At 54.2% G+C, this 12387-nt stretch carries 12 protein-coding genes and 1 pseudogene; 11 read left to right on the top strand and 2 right to left on the bottom strand.

Going from position 1 to position 12387, the window contains the following annotated elements:
- From ACVBEF_RS18460 to ACVBEF_RS18440, 5 genes are all read left to right on the top strand, one after another.
- Positions 1-507 (top strand): DUF4402 domain-containing protein (locus ACVBEF_RS18460; RefSeq protein WP_447125385.1); only part of this gene is annotated, 507 nt, incomplete at its 5' end.
- A gap of 47 nt (positions 508-554) precedes the next feature.
- Positions 555-1055 carry a DUF4402 domain-containing protein gene (locus ACVBEF_RS18455; RefSeq protein ID WP_447125384.1) on the top strand — a complete coding sequence of 167 codons (501 nt, stop codon included), beginning with the start codon at positions 555-557 and terminating at the stop codon, positions 1053-1055.
- A 68-nt stretch (positions 1056-1123) separates the two neighbouring features.
- Complete coding sequence (locus ACVBEF_RS18450) at positions 1124-2032, top strand: molecular chaperone (protein ID WP_447125383.1); 909 nt, start codon at positions 1124-1126, stop codon at positions 2030-2032.
- Positions 2029-4692: an MSCRAMM family protein gene (locus tag ACVBEF_RS18445; protein WP_447125382.1), complete on the top strand. Its 2664-nt coding sequence runs from the start codon at positions 2029-2031 to the stop codon at positions 4690-4692. The genes ACVBEF_RS18450 and ACVBEF_RS18445 overlap by 4 nt, the downstream gene beginning before the upstream one ends.
- A 250-nt stretch (positions 4693-4942) precedes the next feature.
- Positions 4943-5818 carry a ferritin-like domain-containing protein gene (locus tag ACVBEF_RS18440; RefSeq protein WP_447125381.1) on the top strand — a complete coding sequence of 292 codons (876 nt, stop codon included), beginning with the start codon at positions 4943-4945 and terminating at the stop codon, positions 5816-5818.
- Position 5819: 1 nt separating this feature from the next.
- On the opposite strand, the gene ACVBEF_RS18435 is transcribed toward ACVBEF_RS18440, so the two are convergent.
- Complete coding sequence (locus ACVBEF_RS18435; protein ID WP_447125387.1) at positions 5820-6224, bottom strand: PIN domain-containing protein; 405 nt, start codon at positions 6222-6224, stop codon at positions 5820-5822.
- A 20-nt stretch (positions 6225-6244) separates the two neighbouring features.
- Positions 6245-6454 (bottom strand): annotated as a pseudogene (gene vapB, locus ACVBEF_RS18430) (type II toxin-antitoxin system VapB family antitoxin).
- A gap of 350 nt (positions 6455-6804) precedes the next feature.
- Here vapB and ACVBEF_RS18425 point away from each other — a divergent pair.
- From ACVBEF_RS18425 to urtD, 6 genes are all read left to right on the top strand, one after another.
- Positions 6805-6906 carry a DUF3800 domain-containing protein gene (locus ACVBEF_RS18425; RefSeq protein ID WP_447125386.1) on the top strand — a complete coding sequence of 34 codons (102 nt, stop codon included), beginning with the start codon at positions 6805-6807 and terminating at the stop codon, positions 6904-6906.
- 78 nt (positions 6907-6984) lie between these two features.
- Positions 6985-7191 carry a hypothetical protein gene (locus ACVBEF_RS18420; RefSeq protein ID WP_447125380.1) on the top strand — a complete coding sequence of 69 codons (207 nt, stop codon included), beginning with the start codon at positions 6985-6987 and terminating at the stop codon, positions 7189-7191.
- Between the two features lie 212 nt (positions 7192-7403).
- On the top strand, positions 7404-8657 hold the full coding sequence (gene urtA / locus ACVBEF_RS18415) for an urea ABC transporter substrate-binding protein (RefSeq protein WP_447125379.1): 1254 nt from the start codon (positions 7404-7406) through the stop codon (positions 8655-8657).
- A 97-nt stretch (positions 8658-8754) separates the two neighbouring features.
- A complete protein-coding gene (gene urtB, locus ACVBEF_RS18410) occupies positions 8755-10383 on the top strand; it encodes an urea ABC transporter permease subunit UrtB (RefSeq protein ID WP_447125378.1) in 1629 nt (542 codons plus the stop codon).
- On the top strand, positions 10380-11570 hold the full coding sequence (gene urtC, locus ACVBEF_RS18405) for an urea ABC transporter permease subunit UrtC (RefSeq protein ID WP_447125377.1): 1191 nt from the start codon (positions 10380-10382) through the stop codon (positions 11568-11570). Before urtB ends, urtC begins: the two co-directional genes overlap by 4 nt.
- A partial coding sequence (gene urtD / locus ACVBEF_RS18400) for an urea ABC transporter ATP-binding protein UrtD (RefSeq protein WP_447125376.1) occupies positions 11567-12387 on the top strand: 821 nt, incomplete at its 3' end. The genes urtC and urtD, both read left to right, overlap by 4 nt.

The raw sequence follows: 12387 nt of genomic DNA, 5'->3' as shown, positions 1-12387 counted from the left end.
GTCGTTCTTTGCGCTGGTTTTGGCGTCAACAGTACCGCAGCCCCCTCAACTGCCGCTACGAGCGCCACGGTGTTAGTACCGATCGCCATTACCAAGGCTTCTGATCTCGCCTTTGGCGCATTTGCCCATGGCGCAGGCGGCACCGTTACAGTCAGTACCAGCGGTGCCCGGACTGCTTCCGGACCGATCCTGTCAAGTATCGGCACAACGCCGACTGCTGCTAAATTTAATGTCACCGGAGACGGCAGTTCTACTTACAGCGTCACATTTGCCAATACCAGTACCACGCTTGCCAGCACTTCGACACCCGCGGACAGCATGGCACTGGCTATCTTTAGCAGCTTTAGCGGCGCTGGTGCGACCACTGGCGATGTGAGTACTGGCGGCGGCACGCTGGCTTCTGGTGCGCAATCGATCTACGTCGGCGGTGCGCTGTCGGTCTCCGCCACGCAAGTAGCGCATGCTGACTACACAGGCAGCGTCGCGGTCGCAGTCGAGTACAACTAAGCAAAAACGCGGGGTCTCCTCGCTATTTTGTTTCTGGGAAACCCATTGTGAAAACCTATCAGGTCTGGTGCAGGCTGGCATGCGCAGCTTGCACTGTAATGGTCGCATCAGCAGGTCAGGCACAGATTGTGACCAATACGCAGGCGCTGGGATTCGGTAGCTTCGCAGCCGGTAGCGGCGGCACCCTCACTATGAGTGCGACCGGTCTGCGCAGCCGTTTTGGCGGAATTGTCCTGATGTCTTCAGACAACGGCTCTGCCGGGGTATTTAGCGTCAGCGGTCAACCCAACTTGACCTACTCCATCAATTTGCCGCCCAACGGCATTGTGTCCTTAAGTGGCGGCACCGGATTGCCCGGTGGTACCGCGTCAGCCCCGAATGGTGCCAGCATGGCAGTCAACAATTTCACCAGCAAACCCAGCCTGAGCGGCGTATTTAGCAGCGGCGGGACGCAAATGCTGATGGTCGGTGCCACGCTGAGTGTCGGCAACAATCAGGCCAACGGCGCCTATAACGGTACCTTTACCGTCACCGTCAATTACAACTGAAACAACTGAAGTAGTTGTTGACAGCCATTTGCACGCAATACTTTCACCCGAAACTCACAGGAATTAACATGTTGAACCCTACTATTGGTCTGCGCCCTTGGGCTGCGGAGTTTTCATCGTACTTTGCCAAGGCGCGCTTCACTCTGCATGCCTGCGCGTGGCTACTGATCGCAGCAATCCTGTTATTAGCCGCGCGGCCCGCACTGGCCGACCTGATGCTGTATCCGACCCGGATCGTCTTCGACAAAAATCAGCGCTCAGCACAACTTGAACTCATAAACAATGGTGAAGAAACCGCAACCTACCGTATCAGCGTAGTAAACCGGCGCATGAATGAGACCGGCGAGTTTTCTCTGGTCGATAGCCCATTACCGGGTGAGTTATTTGCCGACAGATTAATCCGCTACTCGCCGCGCCAGGTAGTGTTAGCCCCGGGGATAGGCCAAACTGTGCGGATATCTTTACGCAAACCGGCCGATCTGGCAACGGGAGAATACCGTTCGCACTTACAGTTTGACCGACTCCCGGACGACAAAAGCGCCACCAGCATCGACGCGCAAGGAGCAAACGGCGGCACTGAGATCGGGATCACCCTCACGGCCCTCATTGGTGCCACCATTCCCATCATCGTGCGCCAGGGCGATACCAGCGCTGAGGTGGCGCTCTCCGGTCTGACATTACTCAAAGCTGAAAACACCAAAGAAATCATGCTCGCACTGGTACTCGAGCGCAGCGGCAACAGCTCGGTATATGGCGATCTGAACGCCAGCTTCACCCCACACGGCGGCAGCGAACATGCTATCGGCAAGGCTGGCGGCGTGGCCGTCTACGCTCCCAATGCATCGCGTCGCGTCAAGCTAGCGCTGCAACCGCCCTCAGGAATCGTGCTCAAAGGTGGCAGCCTGCATGTGACCTATCGGGAGCGCCCGGATGCGGGCGGTAAGTTACTGGCAGAAACCGTCATTGAATTGCCGTGAAACGCTCCCTTACCAGTGACTACGCGCACCGTGTAGTCCTGGTAGTTTTATTGATGCTGCTAGTCCTTTCGCCTTTTATGGCCTTGGCAGCACCCCCTGTTGAAGACCAGAATCTGGTGCTGCTTGACGTCCAGCTCGACGGCGATGTGCTGACCGAGGCGATGACCACCTATCAATACGGCAGCGAGACTTTTTTGCCGTTGGGCGAGCTGGCGCGGCTGCTGACGCTAGCGATCAAAACCCACCCTGCGCAAGGTACAGCGGACGGTTATGTCCTCAGCGAAGCACGCAGCTTCAGCCTGAATCTGACACAGGCCAGCATCATGCTGAGCGGCAAAACCCAAAGCGTTGATCCGGCCCTCATCAAGTTCTACGGCGATGATATTTATGTCGCCAGCACGCTATTGGCGCGCTGGCTTCCACTCGATCTTGAGGTTGACCTGTCGCGTCTTACTCTTCGCGTCAAACCAAGAGAGCGGCTGCCCTTGCAAGAGCGGCTGGAGCGCGAACATAAGGGTGCAAAAGCCAGCAACCACACCCACGGCTATCAAGACCCACAGTATCCACGGCTAGCCATGCCATATCGCTTACTGGGCGTTCCGTTTATCGACCAGACGCTGGGGTTGGGTGCTAGCGCCAGCAATGGCAATCGCCAGACCAGCGCCAGCTACACAGCCTACCTGACGACAGATTTACTCGGCACCGAGGCGGCGTTGTATGTCAGCAGCAACCAACAAAAGCCCACCCCGGATCTGCGCTTTACGCTAGCCCGTCACGATCCCGATGCAGGTCTGCTCGGCCCTTTACGAGCGCGTTCGGTCATGTTTGGCAACGGTGTGAGCGTGCCTGGCGTGACCAATATCGGCAACACTACCCCGGTTGGTCACGGCTATGGCCTCATGCTGAGCAACCGCCCGCTCAATCAACCCACCAGCTTTGACCGTCATACCTTGCAAGGCGACTTGCCGCCCGGTTGGGACGTGGAACTGTATTTCAATGAAGCCTTAGTCGGTTTTCAGGCGGCGCGTGCCGATGGCCGGTATAGCTTTGACGACCAACCGCTATCGTATGGAAACAATGCATTCCGGCTAGTATTCCACGGCCCACTCGGCCAGCAGCGCGTCGAAAAGCAGGAATTTTTGCTGGACCAGAGCAGCACGCCACCCGGTATGTTTTATTACAGCATCACCGAACACCGCGACGACGCAGGAGCATCGCGCTCAGTGGCCCAGTTTGAATGGGGCTTAAACAAATATCTGACCGCAACCGGGGCTATGGTCCGCATGCCAGCGACGCTGGGGAGTAACGCCGCCGCACAGTTGTATAGCAGCGTCGGGCTGCGCGGTTTTTGGCAATCGTTCATCCTCAGCAACAATTTTTCCAGATCATCGAATGGCGGCTGGCTCAACGATGCCGAACTCAAAACCCGGCTTGGCAGCGTCGCCGTCAGTTATACCCATTTGCTACTGAACGATTTCAGCAGTCAGGTCTTTTCAGCCAGTGCCGACCCATTAAAAACACGCGACAACCTCAGACTAGATGGCGCGCTGAGCACCGGATTTCTACCGCGCCTGCCGGTCAGCATAGAACTACAGCGCGATCAGTTTCAATCAGGCACCACCAATTTATCCTTGAGCGGGCGCATCGCAGCCTATCTGAACCGGACCGCCATATCCAATCAGGTCACATTGCAAAGCGCAAACGACACTACCAGCGCCAGCGGCAACCTGCAACTCAGCCGTCGAGTCGGTGAACTCGGCTTAAACAGCCAGTTAGGCTATAGCATCAAACCCCATGCAACACTGGAGACCGTCGTACTCTCAGGCGACCATAGTCTGGGACAAGCTTACTTGCTCACGCTCGGCCTGGTGCGCTCGGTCCACAGTGCCGAAACATCGTATACCGCCGCCCTCAACAAAAGCCTGGGGAGCTACGGTTTAGGCCTGAGTACCAGCTACGCCAGCCATAGTGCATTGACCGTCGGCCTGCAACTATTTATTGCCATGGGGCGCGAACCCAGACAAGCGCAGTGGCATTTTAATGCGCTACCTAAAGCCGATAGCGGCGCGGCATCGGTACGGGTATTTTTGGACAACAACGGCGACGGCGTCATGAATGCAGGCGACGAGCCGCTCAAGAACGTCGCCATTACCGTCAACGGTAGCCGAACCCAGGCACGCACCGATGCCGCAGGCATCGCCTGGCTAGACCGCTTGCCGACGGGCGAAAATGTCGACATTGCAGTCGATCCGCAAACCCTGGAAGACCCCTACTGGACCCCGCAGCTCAAAGGTCTGCGGTTAGTCCCGCGCCCCGGCCACGTCGCCGAACTTGATTTCCCCGTGACCATGACGAGTGAAATCGACGGTACCGTGTATCTGGTCGATAAAACATCAAAGCGCGGCTTAGGGGACACCAACATTGAAGTACTGGACATTAATCGCAAGTTATTGACTACGGTGAAGACCAGCTCGGACGGCTACTACATCGTCCCCGCCGTCGCCAAAGGTTTGTACTTTTTACAGATCGCCCCGCAGCAGCTCAAACAGTTTCATCTGATCGATCCAGGCCTGCGTGCTATCACGGTTTTACCGGACGGAAATTTTATCGACGGCGTGGATTTTTTGCTGCATAAAAAAGAGGTGGCATCACCGGGTTGAACCGGTTTGTCGGCAATCATCGGAGAGCCGGCTGGCGGACTTGCGGAATCGAAACGAAAGTTGGTGTACTGTTGATGTTATTGAATCTGAACCAAATTCACGCGTCTTCGTCCTACTTGCACGATTGCAAAGTATACGCATTTCAATATCTTGCTAAGTAAGGCCGCATCATTGTTTTGACTAAAAATACGACTGAACGATCTGGCGATGGCAGCGACGTTTATGCACTAACCATTTGGAGAGATTGATCATGACAATATCCCGCGAGGACCAAGCGCACGACGATTCACACCAAACACCACACCGCGCAACACACCACGCGCCGCACTGGACCATTGCTGATCTGGCCTTCTCAACCATCGATGTCGACAAAACCCGCTCTGATGAAAATCTGTTCTATCTGGCAGCCTGCGCGTCCTTCGTTGAAAGCGGATCCGATCTGTACACCCAAAATCTGATTGCCTACTACAACGACGATCCAGAAATCACCGCATGGCTTACCTGCTATTGGGAAGTCGAAGAATTACAACATGGCAAGGCGCTGCAAGCCTACATCGCGCACGTCTGGCCAGAATTCCCATGGCAACTTGCGTATGCGTCCTTCCTCGAAGAGTATTCCGGTTATTGCAAAGTCGAACTTCTCGAACCCAGCAAAGCCCTGGAAATGGTCGCCCGCTGCGTAGTCGAAACGGGCACGGCAACCTTCTATCAGGCGCTAGCACGCAGCACCGACGAGCCCGTCATGCGCGACCTCGCCAGCCGTATCGCCAATGATGAAGTCAATCATTACAAACACTTCTTCAGCTATTTCCAGCGCCTGCGCCAAAAAGAAGACCTCAGCCGCCGCCATATCTTCGGCGCTCTGCGTCGCCGCACGCTAGAGATGAAAACCGAAGACAGCGCCTGCGCATTACGCCACGTCCTTGCGTTTCGCGACCCGGAACACGCCCGCGATCCCGTGCGCATCAAAGCCATCAGCGCCATGATGAACGCCACCGTGCGCACCCATTTACGCGCCGAAATGACGATCAAAATGATGCTGCGCCCGCTCGGTTTACCCCCCGCCATCCAGACTTTGGTTGCCTATCCTGTGACGCAAATCATGAATCGGGTGTTTTTGCGCTGAACTAATTTGCTTCGACCCAGTTCTCAATTCTGACGCCCGGATAAACCTTGAAATCGTCAACGTTGTTGGTGACGATGGTCACATTCAAGGTCACTGCGTGCGCTGAAATCAGTTTGTCCTTCAGATCCTTTTTGCGCTCTTTCGTCGCAAGCCATATAAATCCATATTCCGTCGCCGCTGCCGCATCAAAAGAGACCATCGGCACAGCTTTGATAAGCGTATCAAGCTGCTCCCCAGCCTCGGCAGGATCTTCTGCACACAACACCCCGAACGCCAATTCTGCGTAAGTAATAGAAGACATCACGACTTCCCCGAGCAAGCAACTATCCATACGCTGCGCGACCTGCTCCGAGGTACGTTTCATGATGTAAATACAGATGTTGGTATCAAGCAGGTATTTCGGCATCACAATGACTCCCGCTCTTTCTACTCCTGATCGCCACGCCCTTCCGACATGAAGTTGGGAAGCAGCGTCATTTGCCGCAAGATGTCGCCGAGAGATTGCGCGACTGGCTAGATAATGATTTTGTTTCCGACGCGCACGATATCAAGTTCGATGTCCGTGCTTTCGTAAGCGATTTCGGCCGGAATACGAACAGCTTGGGAGTTGCCATTTTTAAAAACTTTAGTGTGCATAATGCTGCTCCGCTGTGTGTACATTTTAAATAAATAGCACATCCAATTCCGATAAAAAAGCAATACCAACGTCCTGTTCTACCTCAGAGTCTGACGAACATGAACGGTCCAAAAGGTTAGGAATATTGCTTAATTTCAATCAAAAGCAACACGATAGTGTGTTTCCATACGGCATACTCCGGCATTAGCTCTGTACGTTTAAAATATTTTCTTGTGAGATTGTGGCTAGGGTTGGGAGTGCTGTCTCTTACGGTGCGTTGAACGGTTGTTCACCTGGCTCTCCAAATTTAAATGCAAAACGGGCTACCTTTGGGTAGCCCGTTTTGCATTTAAATTCATGGGTAACAAAAATGTATTTGCTCTATGTTGATGAGTCCGGCTCGGCTTCAGATGCTAGCCAGGAATATTTTATTCTTGCCGGGGTCAGCGTATTTGAACGCCAAACGCACTAGATTGAGCAGGCACTAGATAAAATTACAGAAAAACATAATCCCTCATCCCCGCACACTCTGGAATTACATGGGTCCCCCATGAGAACAGGCAAAGAGGGCTGGCGCAAAATTCCACCGGCTCAAAGAGAACAGGCGATCAAAGATGCGCTAACCGAAGGTATTGTGAAACAGGCACCGGACCTCGTACGTTTATTCGGCACAGTCATCAAAAAATCTGCTGTCGTTAGCAAATATCCCCATAGCCCACGCGGCATTCGCACCACATCAGTGCAGCTCCCCCTCTAAAAAAATCAAGCCGCACCTAAAACAAGCATCACCCCCACAAATTAACCATAGAGCAATCAAATAGCAAAAAATTAATCCCATATTGCACTGGCACGCATCCTGCTAAAGCATATCCGTGGTCAAGTCAAAAGAGTGATTTCACTCTCTGACTCTCACTCATTGCTTTCACTCATTGCTTTCTTTTACGCATACCAATCCAGGGGGATTAAAACATGTCACGTCGTACCGTTTTGAAAGCTACCGCACTAGGCGCATTTGCACTCGCCGCAGCAGCATGGCTCCCGGCAGCATTTGCCGCCGATACTATTAAAGTCGGCATTTTGCATTCCCTGTCCGGCACGATGGCGATCTCTGAAACATCATTGAAAGATGTCGCCTTGATGACCATCGCAGAAATCAATGCGCATGGCGGCGTAATGGGAAAACAACTTGAGCCGGTCGTCGTGGACCCAGCCTCAAACTGGCCACTGTTTGCCGAAAAAGCCCGTCAACTGATCTCACAAGACAAAGTCTCGGTCGTCTTCGGTTGCTGGACTTCGGTATCACGTAAATCGGTCCTGCCGGTCTTTAAAGAAACCAACAGCCTGCTGTTCTACCCGGTTCAGTACGAAGGTGAAGAACTCGAGAAAAACGTCTTCTACACTGGCGCAGCACCGAACCAGCAAGCCATTCCTGCGGTTGAGTATCTGATGTCCAAAGAAGGCGGCAACGCAAAACGCTTTGTCTTGCTCGGCACCGACTACGTCTATCCACGCACAACCAACAAAATCCTGCGCGCTTTCTTGCATAGCAAAGGTGTCAAAGATACGGATATCGACGAGGTCTACACACCGTTTGGCCACTCCGACTATCAAACCATTGTTGCCAACATCAAGAAGTTTTCCGCTGGCGGCAAAACGGCTGTGATCTCCACCATCAATGGCGACTCTAACGTTCCGTTCTACAAAGAACTCGGCAATGCAGGCCTGAAAGCTACTGACGTCCCCGTCGTTGCCTTCTCAGTCGGCGAAGAAGAACTGCGTGGCGTTGACGCCAAGCCGTTGGTCGGCCATCTGGCTGCATGGAATTATTTTGAGTCAGTCAAAAATCCAACTAACGCCGCCTTCATCAAAAAATGGAAAGCCTACGCCGTTGCGCAAAAACTGCCTAACGCCGAGACAGTGGTTACCAATGATCCGATGGAAGCAACTTACGTCGGTATCTACATGTGGAAACAAGCTGTAGAAAAAGCCCACTCAACGGACACCGACAAAGTCATCGCCGCAATGGGCGGTCAAAAATTCAACGCGCCATCCGGCTACGTTTTAGAAATGGATGCGACCAATCACCATCTGCACAAGCCAGTGATGATCGCCGAGATCAGAGCTGACGGTCAGTTCAACGTCGTCAACAAAACCAAGACCACCATCCGCGCGCAACCTTGGAGCCCGTACATCGTGGGTAACGAAGGCAAGCAAAAGCTGTAATACGTCATGCGTAAGTAGCCTATAACAACGCCGGGCAAATACCCGGCGTTGTCGTCTTAAAGATAGCCAACAGACGATCCGCATCAAAGAAAAAAACATGAAACCTTTCACCAGAATTATCGGCACCGCACTGCTCGCTGGCTGGCTATGTACTCAAGCCATCAGCGCCTGCGCAGCGATCGATCCCGCCCTACTGGCCCCGCTGGCCTCCGACGATTCGGATGCGCGTATCGCCGCCGTCAATACCATCGCAGCGCTCGCCAACAGCGACGCCACCAACGTTCTCAACGCGCTCAATACCGACGCGCTCTACGCCCGCCCCAACGGCGACATCCTGATCGTCGACGACAGCAAAACCGACAATCCTGCCTTCTATCCGGCAACCGATAAATCAGGCCCGACGCCAGACGACGCCGAAGGCATCAGCGTCAACAACCGTCTGCGCGGCGCAGTCGAAGGCGCACTCTCCGGCCTCAAACTCTTTTCTCCCGACCGCAAGCTACGTGCAGCAGCCGCAACAGACTTACTCAAAACGGCTGATCCGGCGCAAATCCCGCTGATCAATCAGGCGCTACATAAAGAAACTGATCCAGACATTCAAGCCACGCTGCAACAAGTCATCGCCACCGCCAATCTGCAAGCGACCGATCCTGCCTTGCGCAAAGCCGCCATCAAAACACTGGCCACCAGCACCAACGCCAGCATAAAACCGGCCCTGTTACGCTTGCTGGATAAAAATCCCGACGGCAGTTTTATCGAGCCAGACGAAGCCATCCGCATCGAAACCGTGCGCACGCTAGGGGCACTCAATCGCCAACTCGCCACCACCGAATTCATCGGCAAATTGTTCTACGGCATCTCGCTCGGCAGCGTCTTACTGCTAGCCGCCCTGGGCCTAGCCATCACCTTCGGCCTCATGGGCATCATCAACATGGCCCACGGCGAAATGCTGATGATTGGCGCTTACACCACCTATGTGTGCCAACTGTTATTTCGTAAATTTCTGCCCGGCGCGCTAGACGCCTATCTGATCGTCGCCCTGCCCGCCGCCTTCATCGTCACCGCCGCCGTCGGCATTGCGCTAGAACGCGCCGTGCTGCGCTGGTTATACGGACGCCCGCTCGAAACCCTGCTCTGCACCTGGGGTATCAGCCTGATGTTGATGCAAACCGTCCGTTCGATTTTCGGTGCGCAAAATGTCGAAGTCGCCAACCCGTCATGGATGTCCGGCGGCATCACCGTCCTAGGCTCGCTGGTACTGTCTTACAACCGGATTGTGATTATTTTCTTCGCCATATTCGTCGTCATCGCGGTCTGGCTCATTCTCAATAAAACCCGGCTCGGCCTGTTTGTGCGCGCCGTCATGCAAAACCGCCGCATGGCTGCCTGCGTCGGTGTCGCAACCGACAAGATCGACATGATGACCTTTGGCCTCGGCTGCGGCATCGCCGGTTTAGGCGGCGTGGCCTTATCCCAACTCGGCAACGTCGGCCCCGATCTCGGTCAAGGCTACATCGTCGATTCGTTCATGGTCGTCGTCTTAGGCGGCGTCGGCCAACTCGCAGGGACCGTCATTGCCGCCCTCGGTCTGGGCGAAGTCAATAAATTCTTAGAACCCGTGGCAGGCGCTGTGCTGGCCAAAATTGCGATTCTGGTCTTCATCATTATCTTCATTCAAAAACGCCCGCAAGGCTTGTTTGCACTGAAAGGCAGGAGCGTCGAATGAGTACCGTTACTGTAAAAACGCCGCCGTTGGCAACCGATGCCACGCACGCAACATTACCGCCATTGCCCCCTTTAGTCTCCGCACAAGCGTCGCTATTTTCACGCCCGGCATGGATCGGCATCATTGTCTGCGGCATCGCGCTATGCCTGTTACCGATCCTCAATCTGAGTTTTCCTGACGGTCACGCGCTACATATTTCCAGCTACACCGTCGCCCTCATCGCCAAGTTCATGTGCTACGCAATGGCCGCCATGGCGCTCGATTTGGTCTGGGGTTACGCAGGCATACTCTCGCTCGGTCACGGCGTATTCTTTGCACTAGGCGGCTACGCGCACGGTATGTATCTGATGCGCGCCATCGGCCGCGACGGTGTGTATCAAAGCAACCTGCCCGACTTCATGATCTTCCTTGATTGGAAAACCTATCCGTGGTTCTGGTCGCTGACCGACAACTTCTGGTACTGCATGGCCTTAGTCGTTCTGATTCCTGGCGTGCTGGCGTTTGTCTTCGGTTACTTCGCCTTCCGCTCGCGTATCAAAGGCGTGTATTTTTCGATCATCACGCAAGCCATGACCTTCGCCTTCATGTTGCTGTTCTTCCGCAACAACACCGGCTTCGGCGGCAACAACGGCTTCACCGACTTCAAACGGATACTCGGTTATTCGATCACCGCCCCCTCCACCAAAGCCGTGCTGTATCTGATCACTTTTCTGTTTTTATCAGGCACGCTATTACTCTGCCGCTGGATCGTCACATCCCGTCTGGGCCGCGTGCTGCAAGCCGTACGGGACTCCGAGTCGCGTCTGATGTTTATCGGCTACAACCCGCTCTGGTTCAAGCTGTTTGTCTGGACCCTCTCCGCCATCCTGTGCGGCATTGCAGGCGCGTTATATGTCCCGCAAGTCGGCATCATCAACCCATCCGAAATGTCACCGGCCAACTCCATCGAAATGGTGATATGGGCCGCCGTCGGTGGCCGTGGCACGCTGATCGGCCCGATCATCGGTGCGTTCACAGTCAATGGTTTGAAAAGCTGGCTGACCGGTGCATTCCCCGAACTCTGGCTCTACGCACTGGGCCTGATCTTCATCCTGGTCACCCTCTTTATGCCGCAAGGAATCGTCGGCCTGGTGAGCAAACTCAAACTGAAATTCAGTACCAATAGTGCCAATAAGGAGTCTGCATGAGCGCGTCCTACACTCCCCAGATCCCCTCCAACATTGTTGACAACGGACAGGGAACCTCCTACGCACGGATCAAAACCGAAGGCTTAGACACTACCCACGGCGCGATTTTGTATCTGGAAAACATTACCGTCTCGTTCGATGGCTTCAAGGCGTTGAATAATCTGAATCTGGATATTTCAGTCGGCGAACTACGCTGCATCATCGGCCCCAATGGTGCGGGCAAAACCACGATGATGGACGTCATCACCGGCAAAACCCGCCCGACCTCCGGCACGGCGTTTTTCGGTCAAACCATCGATCTGACCCAACTCACCGAATACCACATCGCCCACGCTGGCATCGGCCGTAAATTCCAACGCCCTACTGTGTTTGAACAACACACGGTGTTTGAGAATCTGGAACTGGCAATGAAGATGGACAAACGTGTGAGGGTGACGTTGTTTGCACGCTTGTCGTCGGAGCAGCTGGGGAAGATTGAAGAAATTTTAAAGTTGATTCGGCTTAATGGGCAAGAGCATCGGTTGGCGGGGTTGCTCTCGCATGGGCAGAAACAGTGGTTGGAAATTGGGATGTTGTTGATGCAGGAGCCGCAGTTGTTGTTGTTGGATGAGCCTGTTGCTGGTATGTCGGATGCGGAGACTTCGCGTACTGCTGAGTTGCTTAATGAATTGCGGGGCAAGCATTCGATTGTGGTCGTTGAGCATGATATGGGGTTTGTGACTGAGATTGCTCAGCAAGGCAAGGTGACCGTTTTGCATGAAGGGTCTGTGCTGGCTGAAGGGAAGATGTCTGAGGTGCAGGCTGATGAGCGGGTGAT

This window comes from Glaciimonas sp. GG7, from assembly GCF_052976905.1.
Note: the sequence above shows the minus strand (reverse complement) of the source record. Positions and strands in the feature narration are given on the sequence as shown.

Bases quoted from the DNA above. Each gene is read 5' to 3' on its own strand.
- ACVBEF_RS18450 (WP_447125383.1), top strand. From the start codon at position 1,124: ATGTTGAACCCTACTATTGGTCTGCGCCCTTGGGCTGCGGAGTTTTCA.
- ACVBEF_RS18440 (WP_447125381.1), top strand. From the start codon at position 4,943: ATGACAATATCCCGCGAGGACCAAGCGCACGACGATTCACACCAAACA.
- ACVBEF_RS18435 (WP_447125387.1), bottom strand. From the start codon at position 6,224: ATGCCGAAATACCTGCTTGATACCAACATCTGTATTTACATCATGAAA.
- ACVBEF_RS18425 (WP_447125386.1), top strand. From the start codon at position 6,805: ATGTATTTGCTCTATGTTGATGAGTCCGGCTCGGCTTCAGATGCTAGC.
- ACVBEF_RS18420 (WP_447125380.1), top strand. From the start codon at position 6,985: ATGAGAACAGGCAAAGAGGGCTGGCGCAAAATTCCACCGGCTCAAAGA.
- urtA (WP_447125379.1), top strand. From the start codon at position 7,404: ATGTCACGTCGTACCGTTTTGAAAGCTACCGCACTAGGCGCATTTGCA.
- urtB (WP_447125378.1), top strand. From the start codon at position 8,755: ATGAAACCTTTCACCAGAATTATCGGCACCGCACTGCTCGCTGGCTGG.
- urtC (WP_447125377.1), top strand. From the start codon at position 10,380: ATGAGTACCGTTACTGTAAAAACGCCGCCGTTGGCAACCGATGCCACG.